The sequence below is a fragment of the Paraburkholderia sp. WC7.3g genome, assembly GCF_050436345.1.
Classification (GTDB): domain Bacteria; phylum Pseudomonadota; class Gammaproteobacteria; order Burkholderiales; family Burkholderiaceae; genus Paraburkholderia; species Paraburkholderia podalyriae.
Genome location: NZ_JBNDMA010000001.1, coordinates 214,968 through 231,126, shown reverse-complemented (window position 1 = coordinate 231,126; position 16,159 = coordinate 214,968). Strand labels below are relative to the sequence as shown.

The window sequence follows — 16,159 nt, the reverse complement described above, 5'->3', positions numbered from 1 at the left end:
GATTAGTCGTCCAGCAGGCGTTTTAATTCGTCAAAAAAGGATGCGGTCGTGTATCCCCACAATTTCGGATAGAAATTAAATCCATAATCTTCGTAAAACTTTTGGTCAAGATTCTCGCTTGCTTCTTTTTTATATTTATCTATTTCGCGCAGCGTCTCTGCGATTTCTTCTGTAGAACTGTCTCCCTTGAAGCACGATACAACCTCCGCCAGGCTATCGCCTAACAGATCACTATCCTGGTTGAGATATCCGCCAAACAAGACATAGAACTGAGGATATGACTCTTTGTTCATCATTTCAGTAGATAAGACGTAAAAATATAATATGGCATCCCGTTGAATTCTTGAAATTTAACGATGATATGAACGGTGCTCATGTCCTTGAATTCTCCGGTTTCCCGAATAACTCCATAGCCTACCTTTTTTCCGACGTCCTGAGATAAAGTCAGAAATCGCCTCGGATTTGATTGAGCCCAATTCCTGATCTCAGACGCGTTGGACTCCATCACTCTAGAGATCGACCATTCGGCCGCCGCTAAATCCCTAAACGACGATACCACGTCTCTTTTCGGTTCCAGGCGCAGCCTTTCCCGCAACTGCGCTTCGGTCCGTCCGACGTGCTTCAGCAGCGTATGTCCGCCAATCCGGCTCCCCGCCTTCGCCTCGTGCATGCCCAGACTGATCCGGCCCATCACGATCCGCGAAGTCCGTATAGCCTTGACCGAACTAGCGAAGCCAAACGGCACGACCATATCGAGCCACAGACCGATATTGTTCGCCATATCGGGACTGGCCTTCATCGCTTCGGCGAGTTTCGTCGTGCCCTGCTGGGTCAGCGTCGCCGTATCTCGCGCCGTCCAGATCTGACGCAAGCCAGCGGCCGCTGTGTCCGAGCCGCGTACGCCGAACACAACGCATCCGGCCTTGCTTGCCATGGTCGGTTCCGGCATCACACACAGCGCTCCGGCTCCGACCATTTCCAGAAGGCCGCCGACGAGTTGCAGCCCGCCCCATAGCCGGTTGGAAAGCATTTCGCTGAAGCTGATCGACTGGCGGGTCAGCACCGCCGCCAGTTGTGGCGCGCTGAGCACGACACGCACGCCGTCCGGATTTGGGTCATTGAACACTTTGGATTTCTCTGTCGTTGTTGGGGCGATCAAGCTAACAACCGGGTACAGAGAGAGGGAATGGGCGAAGGATGATTCTTGCGTCCCCGATGGTTCGCTCGAACGGACGTTGGTCGGATTGGATGGCGCAAGGGCATGGAGGCGAATGCCATGGCAGCGCGGCCATACCCACGTCGTGTGCTGTGAACAGGCGCAAGCTGGGCGAGTAGCTCACAATGGAATTGCGAAAGCAACTGCCGTTACTGAGGGGAGACTAAAGGTCGCGAGCCATGCTCACGCGTTGATGGTCCTACGCTGGTTGGAAGCGCTGGATCAGGCGGCAATTCAGAGCGATGCCGCGGAAAGAGCGTCGCTCTTGATCAGGCGACGAATTGCGATCGAGTCGGCCATCAGTCACATGAAGACCGACGGACAACCCGATCGCAACTATTTCGAACCCAGGTCAAATCACGCGGTCTTCTGACCGATCTCGTGATTCGCGAGCACTTCGAGCGCGCGCACCATCGCCGAGTGGTCCCATGCCTTGCCGCCGTGCGCGACGCACGCGTTGAACAGCGCCTGGCAGGTGGCGGTGTTCGGCAGCGACACGCCGAGCGCCTGCGCGGTCGACAGCGCGAGGTTCAGGTCCTTCTGGTGCAGTTCGATGCGGAAGCCCGGATCGAACGTGCGCCTGGTCATGCGCTCGCCGTGCACTTCGAGAATGCGCGACGATGCGAAGCCGCCCATCAGCGCCTCACGCACGCGCGCCGCATCGACGCCGGCCTTCGACGCGAGCAGCAGCGCTTCGCCGACCGCCTCGATGGTCGCTGCGACGATTACCTGGTTGGCGACCTTGCACACCTGGCCCGCGCCGACCGCGCCGATCAGCGTGACGTTCTTGCCCATCATGTCGAACAGGGGCTTCACGCTGTCGAACGTGGCCTGTTCGCCGCCGACCATGATGGTCAGCGAGCCGGCCTTCGCGCCGACTTCACCGCCCGACACCGGCGCGTCGAGATAGTCGGCGCCGGTTCCGCGCACGCGCGCCGCGAAGTCGCGAGTCGCCATCGGCGAGATCGAGCTCATGTCGACGATGGTCTGGCCGGCGCGCAGCGCGCTCGCGAGGCCGTTCTCGCCGAACAGCACGCGTTCGACGTCCGGCGTGTCCGGCACCATGATGAAGATCACATCCGCGTGCGCGGCGAGCGCGGCGGGGTTCTCGCATGCGACCGCGCCAGCCTGCGTGAGCTCGGCGGGCACGCCGCTACGCGTGAACGCGGCGAGCGGCACGCCGTTTTTCAGAAGGTTGGCGGCCATGGGCTTGCCCATGATGCCGAGTCCGATAAAGCCTGCTTTTTTCATGGAATGCTCCAAAGATGTCGTGGCGGCTGCGTCAAGCCTCTCCCGCCTGTTTCTGCATGAAGTGTTTCTGCGCCGCCTGCGCGGCGCCCTTGAGCAGCCCGAGATCCGCGCAGACGGCGACGACGCGCGCGCCCATCGACAGATAACGTTCCGCGTCGGCCTGCACCGGCGCGAGAATGCCACTCGACTTGCCGGCCGCCTGCGCGCGCTCGAACACATGCGCGATCGCCTGCTGCACGTCCGGATGGCTCGCGTTGCCGAGGTGGCCATACGAGGCTGCGAGATCGGACGGACCGATGAAGACCGCATCGATGCCGTCCACCGCGAGGATGCTGTCGATATTCTCGACCGCCTTGCGGCTTTCGATCTGCGAAATCACGCAGACGTTGTCGTTGGCGATCGCGAAGTAGTCGGGCACGGTGCCATAGCGGTTGCCGCGATGGCCGACCGACACGCCGCGGATGCCCTGCGGCGGGTAGCGCGTCGAGGCCACCGCGCGGGCGGCGTCGTCGGCGCTGTCGACGAAGGGCACGAGGAAGTTCGAGAAGCCGCTGTCGAGAAAGCGTTTGATCACGACGCTGTCGTTAGCCGGTGGTCGGACGACCGGAGCGCTGCCGCTATCCTTGAGCGCCATCAACTGCGGGATCAGCGTGAGCACGTCGTTGGGCGCGTGTTCGGCGTCCAGCAGCATCCAGTCGAAGCCGACCGTGCCGAGCAGTTCAGTGGCGATCGGGCTGGCGAGCGACGCCCAGCAGCCGATCTGGGTTTTTCCCTCGCGCACCGCGCGCCGGAAGCGGTTGGGCAAGGATTCGTATGGCGTGACGGCGAGCATGCGGTGTCTCCTCGAACTGCGATGGATCGGGAAAAGCTGCGACAATGCCAAAACCGCGCGAAATGCGAGGTTATAAGTCGTCGTATGACCAGCGCAGATTAGCACCGCGCGCCTCGGTTGTAACGGGCGCGTATACCCGTATGTCCCTGTCCGACAAGCGTTCCCGGTTGCACGGAGCCCCCGCAATGTTGTAGGATGACCTATATCTTTAGCCTTCATTAAGGAAAGCCAAAAAATGCCTATTACCGGCGAAATGCTGATCGGTCGCAAAGCCGTGCGCGGCGAAGAAAAACCGCTGCGCGCGTTCAATCCTGCCACGGGTTCCGAGATTGCCGAGCCGGTGTTCGGCAGCGGTACCGTCGAGAACGTCGAGCAGGCGTGCGCGCTCGCGCAGCAGGCGTTCGACGCCTATCGTCAACTGCCGCTCTCAGTGCGCGCCGAGTTTCTGGATCGTATCGCGGACGGCATCACCGCGCTCGGCGACGAGCTGATCGAACGCGCGCAGGCTGAATCGGGCCTGCCGAAGGCGCGTCTGGAAGGCGAGCGCGGCCGCACCACCGGCCAGCTGAAGCTGTTCGCGCAGACCGTGCGCGCGGGCCAGTGGCTCAACGCGACGCTCGATTCGCCGCTGCCGGAGCGCAAGCCGCTGCCGCGCTCGGATCTGCGCATGCAAAAGATCGCGCTCGGCCCAGTCGCCGTGTTCGGCGCGAGCAACTTCCCGCTGGCGTTCTCGGTGGCGGGCGGCGACACGGCCGCGGCGCTGGCCGCGGGCTGCCCGGTCGTCGTGAAGGCGCACCGCGCGCACCTGGGCACGTCGGAGCTGGTCGGTCGTGTGATCCAGCGCGTCGCGCAGGAAATGGATTTGCCCGAAGGCGTGTTCTCGATGATCGTCGGCGCGGGCAATTCGGTCGGCGAGGCGCTGGTGGCGCACCCGGCCATCAAGGCGGTCGGCTTCACCGGTTCGCGCGCGGGCGGCACGTCGCTGATGCGTGTCGCGGCGGCACGTCCGGAGCCGATCCCGGTTTACGCGGAAATGAGCAGCATCAACCCGGTGTTCCTGCTGCCGAACGCTCTGACGGCACGCGGCGACAGCATCGCGCGCGGTTTCGTCGACTCGCTCGTGCTCGGCGCGGGCCAATTCTGCACGAACCCGGGCCTCGCCATCGCGATCGACAGCGACGCGCTGAAGGGCTTCGTCGCGGCGGCATCGGAAGCGCTCGCCGCGAAGCCGGCGCAGACCATGCTGACCTCGGGCATCCACGCCGCGTATGAAGACGGCGAAGGCAAGCTGGCCGCGACCAGGGGCGTCGAGGTCGTGGCACGCGGCGTCGCCGCGACCGGCCCGACCCAGGCTTGCGCGGCGCTGTTCGTGACCGACGCGCAGACGTTCCTCGCGAACCCGGCGCTCGAAGACGAAGTGTTCGGCCCGGTGTCGACGATCATCCGCTGCAAGGACGAGCAGGAAATGCTGAAGGTCGCCGAGCACTTCGCCGGCCAACTGACCGCGACGCTGCTGATGGATAGCGCCGATGTCGCGGCTGCGAAAAAGCTGGTGCCGATTCTCGAGCGCAAGGCCGGCCGGATTCTGGTCAATGGCTTCCCGACCGGCGTCGAAGTGTGCCACGCGATGGTCCACGGCGGCCCGTTCCCGGCAACGTCGGACAGCCGCGCGACCTCGGTCGGCACGACGTCGATCGACCGCTTCCTGCGCCCGGTGTGCTACCAGGACTTCCCGGCCGAGCTGCTGCCGCAAACGCTGGCCGACGGTAATCCGCTGGAATTGTGGCGTCGTCGCGACGGCGAACTCACGCGCGGTTGATCGCGTGACGCCGTCCTGAACGGATGCGCCCGGGCCGATCGGCCGGGCGCGCATCGAAGGGAAGGGCGGCGGCAATCGCAACATAAAAAAAATGGCCGGGAGTTTTCCCGGCCATTTTTTTGCCCGCCAGCTTCGCGAGAATCAGCTGTTCGCTTCGCTCACTTCGTTCGCGCGACGCAGCCGCTCACGGCTATTCGACAGATGCATGCGCATCGCCGCGCGCGCGCCTTCGGCGTCGTGCCGGCTGATCGCCTCGAGGATGCTTTCATGCTCGAGGTTCACGAGCGACAGATACGCGTCGGGATCGGCGCGCGCGATGCCAGCCGAGTCGAGCCGGTTGCGCGGAATCAGCGCGCTGCCCATCTGCGACAGGATGTCGACGAAATAGCGGTTGCCCGTTGCACGCGCGACCGAAATATGGAACTGCAGATCGGCGTCGACGCTGTCGAGCCCGTTGTGACGCGTGGCCTCGATCGCGTCGAGCGCGGTCCGCATGCGCGCGAGGTCGTCCGGTTTTGCGCGTTGCGCGGCGAGACCCGCGCATTCGGTTTCGAGGCTGATGCGCAGTTCCAGAATGGACAGCACGTCGCGCAGCGTGGTGGCGGGCACCATGTCGATGCCGAGTTTTTCGCGCTGCGGCTCGAGCACGAAGCTGCCGATGCCGTGCCGCGTCTCGATGACCTTGCCCGCCTGCAGGCGCGAGATCGCCTCGCGAATCACCGTGCGGCTCACGCTGAGTGTGCTCATCAGCTGCGATTCGGTCGGCAGTTTGTCGCCCGGCTTCAGCGCGTTGGCCGCGATCTGCTCGGTGACGTAGCCGACGACGAACTCGGCAAGATTGCGAGCGCGTCGTGGCGGTGCCGCGGATGCTAGTGGTGTAGCCATCGAAAACGCTCCTTGTTTGAAGACCGCTGGGAATCCTGCATTCTTATTATATCGTCGTCTGACGACTGAATATATAAGCGCCGGATCGTTTCCGGCACAAATGTCACCTATATCAGCGGAGGCCCGAAGTTTGGCGCCTCGGCGCGAATAGATCGCGCGAGGCGCCGGCTCCGTAGGCCGGAAGTACGATAACCGCGACGATAACCGAGCCTATAACCGGCTCACGCCGGGCGCAACTCGACCCGCCGGATGTCCTTGACGATCACCAGATAGCTGATCACGGTCATCAGCGCGTTCGCGCCGACGAATACCAGCGCGCCATTGAACGAGCCCGTGCGCGCGACGAGATAACCGATCACGATCGGCGTCACGATGCCGGCGATGTTGCCGAACATGTTGAAGATCCCGCCGGACAGGCCGAGCGCTTCCTTCGGCGACGTATCGGCGACCACGGCCCAGCCGAGCGCGCCGATGCCCTTGCCGAAGAACGCGAGCGACATCAGCGCGACGACGATCCAGTCGGTCGACACGTAGTTGCAGCCGATGATGCAGGTCGACAGCAGCATGCCGCCGACGATCGGCACCTTGCGCGCGACGGTCAGCGAACAGCCGCGGCGGATCATTCCGTCCGACAGCACGCCGCCGAGCACCCCGCCGAGAAAGCCGCAGATCGCCGGCAGCGAGGCCACGAGGCCCGCGTGCAGGATCGTCATGCCGCGCGCCTGCACGAGGTAGATCGGAAACCACGTCAGGAAGAAGTAGGTCAGCACGTTGATGCAGTACTGCGCGAGATAGACGCCGAGCAGCATGCGGTTGCTGAGCAACTGACGCACGAGCGTCCAGCCGCCGGCCTTCGAAACATCGTCCGGGCCCGTCTTGCGCGCACCGCTGACGAGGCCGCCGCCTTGCTCGATGTACTCGAGCTCGGCGCGCGACACGCGCGGGTGGTCGGCGGGATTCTTCATGACCTTCAGCCACGTCAGAGCGAGCAGCAGCCCGGCCACGCCCATCACGACGTAGACCATTTCCCACCCGAACGCGTGCGTGAGCCACGCCATCAGCGGCGTGAACACGACCGCGGCGAAGTATTGCGCGGCGTTGAAGATCGCCGACGCGGTGCCGCGCTCATTGGTCGGGAACCAGCTCGCGACGACCTTCGCGTTTGCCGGGAACGCCGGCGACTCGGCCGCGCCCATCACGAAGCGCAGCACGAACAGGCCGGTGATCGCCGCGCCGGCGCTGCCGAGCAGCCCGACCGAGCTCTGCAGCAGCGTGAATATCGACCACGAGAAGATGCTCGCCGCGTACACGCGGCGCGCGCCGAAACGGTCGAGCAGCCAGCCGGCCGGCAGTTGCGACAGCACGTAAGCCCAGCTGAATGCGGAAAAGATATAGCCCATGCGGATCGCGTCGAGGCTGAACGCGGTGCGCATTGCGGAACCGGTGACGGACAGTGTCGCGCGGTCGGCGTAGTTGAGGGTGGTGATCACAAAGATCAGCAGCAGGATCCCGTAGCGGACCTTGGTGCGTGCCGCGCTAGAAGCGGCGTCGGTGGAACTGGCCGAGCGGCTCAAGTCCATGGGTCATCTCCTGTATTTTCGGGTGAGGTGTACTCTGCACGCCGGGCGGCCGCAGACCACCTGCCGGTCGGGCAAACACACGAACGCCCGGCGAGGTTGTCGTGCCGGGCGTTCGCCACGCGGCCGTCTATGCGGCCCTCATCGATGAGGCTCGCGAGCTTGTTCGCTCGAAGCCCCAGCGCCGGTGCCTTACTGCGCTCCGAGCTTTTTGATCAGCACGTCGAGCTGTTCCATTTCTTCCGGCATCAGATCGGTCAGCGGTGCGCGCACCGGACCTGCGTCGTGGCCGACCAGCTTCGCGCCAGCCTTGACGATGCTGACCGCGTAGCCTGCGCGGCGGTTGCGGATCTTCAGGTACGGCAGGAAGAATTCGTCGATCAGCTTGCCGACCGTCGCGTGGTCGTCAGCGGCGATCGCGCGGTAGAAGTCCATCGCGGTCTTCGGGATGAAGTTGAACACCGCCGACGAGTACACCGGCACGCCCAGCGCCTTGTAGGCGGCGGCATAGACTTCCGCGGTCGGCAGGCCGCCGAGGTACGAGAAGCGCTCGCCAAGGCGGCGGCGGATCGTCACCATGTTTTCGATCTCGCCCACGCCGTCCTTGAAGCCGATCAGGTTCGGGCAACGGTCGGCCAGACGCTCGAGCATGTCAGCGTTGAGCTTGGAGTTCGCGCGGTTGTAGATGATCACGCCCATGTTCGGCACCGACTTGCAGACCTCTTCGGCGTGCGCGGCGATACCGTCCTGGCTTGCTTCGGTCAGGTAGTGCGGCATCAGCAGGATGCCGTGCGCGCCGAGGCGCTGGGCTTCCTTCGCGTAGGCGACCGCCACGCGGGTCGGGCCGCCGGCGCCGGCGAGGATCGGTACCTTGCCCTTGCAAACTTCGACCGCGGTGCGCACGACTTGCGTGTAATCGTCTTGCGTCAGCGAAAAGAATTCGCCCGTGCCGCCGGCGACGAACAGCGCCGAAGCGCCGTACGGAGCGAGCCATTCGAGGCGCTCTGCGTAAGTGTCGGCGCGGAAGTCGCCGTTAGCGTCGAAGTCGGTGATGGGGAAGGACAGGAGGCCTTCCGAAACGATCTGCTTGAGGTTCCTGCGGTGTCGTCATGATCAAATATCCAGGCGTCGGATTGAGTCGTTAGAGTGAGTCGTTAGTTGGATCCAACCAGTACGACGGACGTCGTACTAGTAGAAAATCTTTTGAAAATCAGATTTCTTATACGTCATCGTACAACAATGAATCCGGTAACTCAACGATGTTTTCACGGCATAATGACCGCTATAGGGTAAATACGGAACATCCGGGCAAACTTCGTTGTTGTAGGATGACGTATGATTGCAGGCGAAGCAGGCTTATCACGCCTTTAGGATCGATCAATGGAACAAACTCCGCTCTACATCCGCGTTCATCCCAATGACAATGTTGCGATCGTCGTCAACGACGGCGGTCTGGGGGAAGGCGCGGTATTTGCCGATGGCCTCAGGCTGCGCGAGCGTGTGCCGCAGGGCCACAAGGTCGCGCTGGCCGATCTCGCCGAGGGCGACGAGGTCATCCGCTATAACGTCGTGATCGGCTACGCGCTGAAGTCGCTGCCGAAGGGCAGCTGGATCAACGAGCACGTGATCCGCATGCCGAGCCCGCCGGGACTCGAAGACCTGCCGATCGCCACCATCAAAGCGCCGGAGATGCCGCCGCTCGAAGGCTACACGTTCGAGGGTTACCGTAACTCGGACGGCTCGGTAGGCACGCGCAACATCCTCGCGATCACGACCACCGTGCAGTGCGTGGCCGACGTCGTGCAACACGCGGTCACGCGCATCAAGTCCGAACTGCTGCCGAAATATCCGAATGTCGACGACGTCGTCAGCCTCGGCCACACCTACGGTTGCGGCGTCGCGATCGACGCGCCCGACGCGATGGTGCCGATCCGCACCGTGCGCAACATCGCGCTGAACCCGAACTTCGGCGGCGAAGTGATGATGGTGAGCCTCGGCTGCGAGAAGCTGCAGCCCGAGCGTCTGATGCCGCCGGGCACGATTCCGATCGCGGCGGCCGCGGTCGTCGACGACGTCGCCGACATCGGCGATGTCGCGCTGGACCTGAACGGTGATGTCGTGGTGCTGCAGGACGAATCGCACGTCGGCTTCCAGTCGATGATCACGTCGATCATGAAGATGGCCGAGGGCCACCTGAAGCGCCTGAACAACCGCCGTCGCGAGACCTGTCCGGCGTCGGATCTGGTAATCGGCGTGCAGTGCGGCGGCAGCGACGCGTTCTCGGGCCTGACCGCGAACCCGGCCGTCGGTTTCGCGACCGACCTGCTGGTGCGAGCCGGCGCGACCGTGATGTTCTCGGAAGTCACCGAAGTGCGCGACGGCGTCGATCAGCTGACCGCGCGCGCGGCCAACGCGGATGTCGCGCAGGCGATCATCCGCGAGATGCAGTGGTACGACGATTACCTGAAGCGCGGCGGCGCCGACCGCAGCGCGAACACGACGCCCGGCAACAAGAAGGGCGGCCTGTCGAACATCGTCGAAAAGGCGATGGGCTCGATCATCAAGTCGGGCAACTCGGCGATCTCCGGCGTGCTGTCGCCGGGCGAGAAGGTGAGCGAGAAAGGCCTCATCTATGCGGCGACGCCGGCTAGCGACTTCATCTGCGGCACGCTGCAGGTCGCCTCGGGCATCACGCTGCACGTGTTCACGACCGGCCGCGGTACGCCGTACAGCCTCGCCGAAGTGCCGGTCATCAAGGTCGCGACGCGTTCGGACCTCGCGCGCCGCTGGCACGATCTGATGGACATCAACGCCGGCACGATCGCGACCGGCCAGTCCAGCATCGAGGAGGTGGGCTGGGAACTGTTCCGCCTGATGCTCGAAGTCGCGAGCGGCCGCCAGCAAACCTGCGCGGAGAAGCTCGGGCTGCACAATGCGTTGACGCTGTTCAACCCGGCGCCGGTGACCTGATCAGGCACCTTGTCCCGTCCAACCTCAGGCGAGCGCCGGTCCAACCAGCGCTCGCCTTTCTGTTCAGATGACCCGATCGCCATTCCAAAAGCAAAGAGACATGACCGATTTGAACGTTGACCGCTCCGCGGCAAAGAAACCATTCCGCCGTCTGCTGCTCACCGGCGCCGCGGGCAACCTCGGCAAGCAACTGCGTCCCGCGCTCGCGCAATGGGCCGACATCGTGCGCGTGTCCGATATCGCGCCGCTCGGCGAAGTCGCCGCGCACGAGGAAGCGGCCGTCGTCAATCTCGCCGACGAAGCGGCCGTGCACGCGCTGCTCGAAGGCGTGGACGCGGCGGTGCATCTCGGCGGAATTTCCGCCGAAGCGCCATTCGAAGACCTGCTCGAAGCGAACATCCGCGGCCTGTACAACCTGTACTCGGCCGCTCAGAAGCACGGCGTGAAGCGCATCATCTACGCGAGCTCGAATCACGCGGTGGGTTTCCATCCGGTGACGTCGGTTCTCGATACCGAAGCGCCGCTGCGTCCGGACGGCCTGTACGGCGTGACGAAGTGCTTCGGCGAATCGCTGTCGCGCTATTACTTCGACCGCTTCGGCCTCGAAACCGTATGTCTGCGGATCGGCTCGTCGTTCGAGCAGCCGAAGACCGCGCGCATGCTGGTCACGTATCTGAGCTACCGCGACTTCATCGAACTCGTGCGCTGCTCGCTGTTCACGAACCGCGTCGGCCACGCGATCGTCTATGGCGTATCGGACAATCGCATCTCGTGGGTCGACAACACGAACGCGGCGTTCCTCGGCTACCGTCCGCAAGACAGCTCGGCGCAATTCGAGCACCTGTTCCCGCCGAGCGCCCCCGACACGCGCTTCGACGACCCGACTCAGTTGTACCAGGGTGGCCCGTTCGTGCTCGCCGGGCCGATGGAGCCGAAGCGGGAGCCCAAATAATGAGCGCGAATCCGCAAGTGGAGCGGCTCGAAGCGGCCGGTCCGTTGCCCGCTGCCACGGGCGAAAGCCCGGTCTGGCGCGCGGCCGGGCAGGCGCTGTACTGGGTCGACATTCCGGCGAAAAAAATCGTGCGCGGCTCGCTCGCGACCGGCCAGCGCACCGAATGGCTGCTCCCGGAACAGGTCGCCTGTATCGCATTCGATCGCGCCGGCACCGTGCTCGCCGGCTGCGAGACCGGGTTGTTCGCGGTCACGCTCGCGGACGCGTCGCGAGCGGCGAGCGGCGAGCCGCTGACAGCGTCGCTGCGCAAGCTCGCGGCGCCTGAATTCCCGCACGGCGGCATGCGTTTCAACGACGGCCGATGCGATCGGCAAGGGCGCTTCTGGGCCGGCACGATGGTCATGGACATGGCGGCGGCGATCCCGGGCGGCGCGCTATACCGCTTCGACGAGAAGGGCGTGCTGTCCGCGCCGGTCGTCGCTTCGCTGATCACGCAGAACGGCCTCGGCTGGTCGCCGGACGGCACGACGATGTATCTGTCCGACTCGCATCCGCTGCGCCGGCTGATCTGGGCGTTCGACTACGACGTCGAAACCGCCGAGCCGCGCAACCGCCGCGTGTTCGCCGATCTGCATCACTACTCGGGCCGCCCGGACGGCGCGGCGGTCGATGCCGACGGCTGCTACTGGATCTGCGCGAACGACGCCGGTCTGTTGCTGCGTTTTACGCCGCAGGGCAAGCTGGACCGGCAGATTCCAGTGCCGGCCATCAAGCCTGCGATGTGCGCGTTCGGCGGGCGGGATCTCGATACGCTGTTCGTCACGTCGATTCGCCCGGCCAACGGCGCGAGCGAGCACGACGGCCATGTGTTCGCGCTGCGGCCCGGCGTGAGCGGGCTGCCTGAGCCCGAGTTTGCGGGCAAATTGTAATGTTGCTTACGTAAAGCGTGCGCCGGGACGAAGTTTTTCTCCCGGCGTTTTCATTTCTTGATGCCGTTCGTGTGGCCCTATATTTGTCACTCATCGTACAACGTGTGGTGTGAAGGCCACGACCCCACGCGTTTCGTCGACAAAAACAACACCCCCGGCGACCTCGCCGATTCCCTCGCCATCCAATGCCAGCCGGCATGACGCCTTGGTGGCGGACCACGCCGGTCATACGTACCGGCGCTTTTCTTGATGCGGGTAAATACCGTCTGTACAAGTTAAAACCCCTTTTATAGACTTCATATGTCGTCGTACAACATATGAGCCCAAACAAATGGCTTTCTGTGCTTGTGCGGCAGCCCGATGCGGCGGGTTTCAGGTTCGTAATGCGGCTGCGATCGATGCAGCGTACATATCCGAAGCCGGCCGGCGTGATTGAAGTAAGTAGTCGAGTTGTCCACTGGAGTGCTGGATTATCTGTGCCGGGGAAGTCGCACAGCCAGTACGGCCACCGCCCGCACCTGTGAAGGGGTGAGCGCGAAGCCGGAGACGCGTCAAAACCATGTCACATCCGCTATCGATGGGATGGTCCATTTTTCAAGGAATGTCACGATGAACAAGAAGTTTGCCTCTTCCCGTGTTTCGATGATCGTCGCAGCCGCGGCGTTGGCGTTCAGCACGATGTCGGCTGAAGCGCGCGTGTTCCGCGTTGCCGACGTGCACGGCGACACCTTCCCGACCAACATGGCGGTGAAGTACATGGGCGAGGAGATCGGCAAGGCGACCGGCGGCAAGGACTCCGTGAAGGTGTTCGGCAACAGCGCGCTGGGTTCGGAAAACGACACGATCGACCAGGTTCGTATCGGCGCACTCGACATGGCGCGTGCCAACGGTGCTGCGTTCAACGAAATCGTGCCGGAATCGATGATCCCGTCGCTGCCGTTCCTGTTCCGCGACGTCGACCATTTCCGCAAGGTCATGTACGGTCCGGAAGGTCAGAAGATTCTCGACGCGTTCACGGCGAAGGGCATGATCGCGCTGACGTTCTACGAGAGCGGCGCACGCTCGATGTACGCGAAGAAGGCGATCAAGTCGCCGGCTGACATGAAGGGCCTGAAGGTCCGCGTGCAGCCGTCCGACCTGATGGTCGACGAAATCAAGGCAATGGGCGGCACGCCGACCCCGATGCCGTTCTCGGAAGTCTATACGGGCCTGAAGACCGGCCTCGTCGACGGCGCCGAAAACAACCTGCCGTCGTACGAAGAAACCAAGCACTTCGAAGTCGCTCAGGTCTACTCGGAAACCCAGCATTCGATGACGCCGGAAGTGCTGGTGTTCTCGAAGAAGGTGTGGGACACGCTGTCGCCGCAAGAGCAGCAGATCATCAAGAAGGCCGCGGCCGACTCGGTGCCGTACTACCAGAAGCTGTGGACCGCGCGCGAAGCCGACGCACAGAAGGCCGTCACGAAGGGTGGCGCAACGGTCATCACGGCTTCGCAGATCGACCGCGCGGCTTTCGTGAAGGTGATGCAGCCTGTGTGGGCGAAGTACGAAAAGACCCCGCAGATGAAGCAGATCGTCGACGAGATCGAAGCAATCAAGTAAGTCACGCGTCCCGGACGCAATCAGCAATAGCAACGCTTGTCGCAACAGCGGCGTGAATGGTCCCGCGAGGAAACTCGCGAGACCTTCCGCCGCGCGATGTCGCGCGCGCGTTCAGATCGCGTCACACCGGGACGGCGGAACATCAAGCACAAGGTCGGTCGTAAGCAAGGACAGGGTCATGAGTTTCCTGAAACGCCCAAATGATTTTCTTTTTCGCGTGCTGCTGGTCGTGGCGTCGTTTAGCCTCGCCGCGCTTTGCCTGCTCGTGATTTATAGCGTGGTGTTGCGCTACGTGTTTAACGACGCGCCCGATTTCGTTGAGCCCATCGCATTGTTGCAGGTGATCCTGATCGCGATGTTCGGCGCCGCGCTGAAGGTTCGCGAGGGCGGTCACATCGGACTCGACTCGCTCGTCAAGAAACTGCCCGAGAAGGGCCAGGTGATCGCGAAAGGGATTCAGCACCTGTGTCTGGTCGCTTTCGCGGTGGCGGTTTTCGTCGGTTGCTTCGAGATGGCGGAAACCACGATGGGCGACCGCATTCCGATCATCGGCGTGCCGGAAGGCGTGCGCTACTGCATCCCGATCTTCGCGAGTGTGTGCATCGCGTTGTTCTCGATCGAGCATCTGCTCGATCTGTTCGCCAGCACCCCGAAGGCGCATACGCTCGAACTCTCCGCCACGGAACAAAAATAGAACCATCATGGAACTTGCCCTTCTTACCGCCAGTTTTCTTGTCTTCCTCTTTCTAGGGGTTCCGGTTTCATTTGCGTTGGGCCTGTCCTGCGTTCTGACGTATCTGTTCGAAGGCCTGCCGACGGCGACGGCGATGCAGTCGATGATCTCGGGCATGAACGGTTTCTCGTTCCTCGCGGTCCCGTTCTTCATCTTCTCCGGCGAGCTGATGCTCCACGGCGGCATCGCCGACCGCATCCTGCGTTTCGCGCAGGCCACGGTCGGCCATTTCCGCGGCGGCCTCGGCATGGCCAACGTGGTCGCCTGTACGCTGTTCGGCGGCGTGTCGGGTTCGCCGACCGCGGACACGTCGGCCATGGGCGGCGTCGTGATCCCGATGATGAAGCGCGAAGGTTATAGCGCCGCCTACGCGGTCAACGTAACCACGCACTCGTCGCTGGCCGGCGCGCTGATGCCGACGTCGACCAACATGATCATCTACGCGTTCGCGGCGCAAGGCGTGAGCGGCGTGCTGAACGGCAAGCAGCTGAGCGGCGTGTCGATCGGCGATCTGCTGTTCTCGGGTCTGTTGCCGGTGCTGTGGGTGATGGGCCTCGTGCTGATCGCCGCTTACTGGCAGGCCGTCAAGTTCGGCTATCCGCGCCGTCCCGACGGTTCGACCGAACTGCAGCGTTTTCCGGGCTGGATGGCCGTGCTGCGTACCTTCATCGGCGCGGTGCCGGGTCTGATGGTCATCGCGATCATTCTGTTCTGCGTGGCGCGCGGTATCGCCACCGCAACCGAGGCGGCCGCGATCGCCGTCGGTTATTCGCTGATTCTGACCATCGTCGTGTATCGCTCGCTGACGATGAAGAAGCTCGGTCATGCGCTCGGCAAGGCCGCGAAAACGACCGGCGTGGTGCTGCTGCTGATCGGCGTGTCGAACATGTTGCGCTTCCAGATGGCGTATCTGGAGATTCCGGAGGCGATCGAACGCATGCTCGACGGCGCGACCTCGCTGCCGTGGCTGATGTTGTTATACATCAACGTGATTCAGGTGTTCCTCGGTACGTTCGTCGACATGGCGGCGCACATCCTGATCACGACCCCGCTGTTCCTGCCGATGGCGATGCACAACGGCGTGGGCCCGGTCCAGTTCGGCATCATGATTCTGCTGAACTGCGCATTGGGTCTGGTGCATCCGCCGATTGGCTCGGTGCAGTTCATTGGTTGCGCAATTGGCAATGTGTCCATAGGTGAAACCACTAAGGTGGCGTGGCCGTATTACCTCGCTATCTTCTCGGCCATCAATATTGTCACCTATGTCCCGTGGTTCTCGACCTGGTTACCGAGCATCATCAACGGCCATCCGGTGTTCTGATCCAAATAAAACGTCTTATCCACACTCAGCGGCGCTCGCATAGGCCGCGTCAGAAAGTTATTAACAAAGGAG

The 16,159-nt window shown here is 63.1% G+C and carries 13 protein-coding genes and 1 pseudogene; 7 read left to right on the top strand and 7 right to left on the bottom strand.

The window, feature by feature from the left end; genetic code table 11:
- Positions 1–2: 2 nt before the first annotated feature.
- The 4 genes from OKW43_RS01115 to garL form a co-directional block, all read right to left on the bottom strand.
- On the bottom strand, positions 3–293 hold the full coding sequence (locus OKW43_RS01115; protein WP_429444669.1) for a contact-dependent growth inhibition system immunity protein: 291 nt from the start codon (positions 291–293) through the stop codon (positions 3–5).
- Positions 293–1,159, bottom strand: coding sequence for an RNase A-like domain-containing protein (locus tag OKW43_RS01110; protein WP_429444667.1), 867 nt, complete (start codon positions 1,157–1,159; stop codon positions 293–295). The genes OKW43_RS01115 and OKW43_RS01110 overlap by 1 nt, the downstream gene beginning before the upstream one ends.
- Before the next feature lie 414 nt (positions 1,160–1,573).
- Positions 1,574–2,467 (bottom strand): 2-hydroxy-3-oxopropionate reductase, encoded by an 894-nt coding sequence (locus tag OKW43_RS01105; RefSeq protein WP_429444665.1) that lies wholly within the window; start codon positions 2,465–2,467, stop codon positions 1,574–1,576.
- Between the two features lie 31 nt (positions 2,468–2,498).
- Entirely contained in the window at positions 2,499–3,299 is an 801-nt protein-coding gene (gene garL, locus OKW43_RS01100) for a 2-dehydro-3-deoxyglucarate aldolase (protein ID WP_187636863.1), read from the bottom strand.
- 235 nt (positions 3,300–3,534) lie between these two features.
- Here garL and OKW43_RS01095 point away from each other — a divergent pair, with 235 nt between their 5' ends.
- A complete protein-coding gene (locus tag OKW43_RS01095; RefSeq protein WP_429444663.1) occupies positions 3,535–5,118 on the top strand; it encodes an aldehyde dehydrogenase (NADP(+)) in 1,584 nt (527 codons plus the stop codon).
- A 141-nt stretch (positions 5,119–5,259) separates the two neighbouring features.
- On the opposite strand, the gene OKW43_RS01090 is transcribed toward OKW43_RS01095, so the two are convergent.
- From OKW43_RS01090 to kdgD, 3 genes and pseudogenes are all read right to left on the bottom strand, one after another.
- Positions 5,260–6,003 (bottom strand): FadR/GntR family transcriptional regulator, encoded by a 744-nt coding sequence (locus OKW43_RS01090; protein ID WP_187636865.1) that lies wholly within the window; start codon positions 6,001–6,003, stop codon positions 5,260–5,262.
- Positions 6,004–6,224: 221 nt separating this feature from the next.
- Positions 6,225–7,583 carry an MFS transporter gene (locus OKW43_RS01085; RefSeq protein WP_187636866.1) on the bottom strand — a complete coding sequence of 453 codons (1,359 nt, stop codon included), beginning with the start codon at positions 7,581–7,583 and terminating at the stop codon, positions 6,225–6,227.
- A gap of 189 nt (positions 7,584–7,772) precedes the next feature.
- Positions 7,773–8,691: pseudogene (gene kdgD, locus OKW43_RS01080) on the bottom strand (5-dehydro-4-deoxyglucarate dehydratase).
- Between the two features lie 269 nt (positions 8,692–8,960).
- On the opposite strand from kdgD, the gene garD reads away from it, so the two are divergent.
- From garD to OKW43_RS01050, 6 genes are all read left to right on the top strand, one after another.
- Positions 8,961–10,550, top strand: a complete 1,590-nt coding sequence (gene garD, locus OKW43_RS01075; protein WP_187636868.1) for a galactarate dehydratase — start codon at positions 8,961–8,963, stop codon at positions 10,548–10,550.
- Positions 10,551–10,650: 100 nt separating this feature from the next.
- A complete protein-coding gene (locus OKW43_RS01070) occupies positions 10,651–11,502 on the top strand; it encodes an NAD-dependent epimerase/dehydratase family protein (protein ID WP_187636869.1) in 852 nt (283 codons plus the stop codon).
- Positions 11,502–12,431: an SMP-30/gluconolactonase/LRE family protein gene (locus OKW43_RS01065; RefSeq protein ID WP_187636870.1), complete on the top strand. Its 930-nt coding sequence runs from the start codon at positions 11,502–11,504 to the stop codon at positions 12,429–12,431. The genes OKW43_RS01070 and OKW43_RS01065 overlap by 1 nt, the downstream gene beginning before the upstream one ends.
- Positions 12,432–13,040: 609 nt before the next feature.
- Positions 13,041–14,033: a TRAP transporter substrate-binding protein gene (locus tag OKW43_RS01060; protein WP_187636871.1), complete on the top strand. Its 993-nt coding sequence runs from the start codon at positions 13,041–13,043 to the stop codon at positions 14,031–14,033.
- Between the two features lie 178 nt (positions 14,034–14,211).
- A complete protein-coding gene (locus OKW43_RS01055) occupies positions 14,212–14,727 on the top strand; it encodes a TRAP transporter small permease (protein ID WP_187636872.1) in 516 nt (171 codons plus the stop codon).
- Between the two features lie 7 nt (positions 14,728–14,734).
- Positions 14,735–16,087, top strand: a complete 1,353-nt coding sequence (locus tag OKW43_RS01050) for a TRAP transporter large permease (RefSeq protein ID WP_187636873.1) — start codon at positions 14,735–14,737, stop codon at positions 16,085–16,087.
- Positions 16,088–16,159 lie beyond the last annotated feature (72 nt).

What these genes read in the sequence shown, in the direction of transcription:
- OKW43_RS01065 (WP_187636870.1), top strand. Translation starts at nt 11,502, where the DNA reads ATGAGCGCGAATCCGCAAGTGGAGCGGCTCGAAGCGGCCGGTCCGTTG.
- OKW43_RS01115 (WP_429444669.1), bottom strand. Translation starts at nt 293, where the DNA reads ATGAACAAAGAGTCATATCCTCAGTTCTATGTCTTGTTTGGCGGATAT.
- garD (WP_187636868.1), top strand. Translation starts at nt 8,961, where the DNA reads ATGGAACAAACTCCGCTCTACATCCGCGTTCATCCCAATGACAATGTT.
- OKW43_RS01085 (WP_187636866.1), bottom strand. Translation starts at nt 7,583, where the DNA reads ATGGACTTGAGCCGCTCGGCCAGTTCCACCGACGCCGCTTCTAGCGCG.
- OKW43_RS01105 (WP_429444665.1), bottom strand. Translation starts at nt 2,467, where the DNA reads ATGAAAAAAGCAGGCTTTATCGGACTCGGCATCATGGGCAAGCCCATG.
- OKW43_RS01055 (WP_187636872.1), top strand. Translation starts at nt 14,212, where the DNA reads ATGAGTTTCCTGAAACGCCCAAATGATTTTCTTTTTCGCGTGCTGCTG.
- OKW43_RS01050 (WP_187636873.1), top strand. Translation starts at nt 14,735, where the DNA reads ATGGAACTTGCCCTTCTTACCGCCAGTTTTCTTGTCTTCCTCTTTCTA.
- OKW43_RS01070 (WP_187636869.1), top strand. Translation starts at nt 10,651, where the DNA reads ATGACCGATTTGAACGTTGACCGCTCCGCGGCAAAGAAACCATTCCGC.
- OKW43_RS01095 (WP_429444663.1), top strand. Translation starts at nt 3,535, where the DNA reads ATGCCTATTACCGGCGAAATGCTGATCGGTCGCAAAGCCGTGCGCGGC.
- OKW43_RS01060 (WP_187636871.1), top strand. Translation starts at nt 13,041, where the DNA reads ATGAACAAGAAGTTTGCCTCTTCCCGTGTTTCGATGATCGTCGCAGCC.
- garL (WP_187636863.1), bottom strand. Translation starts at nt 3,299, where the DNA reads ATGCTCGCCGTCACGCCATACGAATCCTTGCCCAACCGCTTCCGGCGC.
- OKW43_RS01090 (WP_187636865.1), bottom strand. Translation starts at nt 6,003, where the DNA reads ATGGCTACACCACTAGCATCCGCGGCACCGCCACGACGCGCTCGCAAT.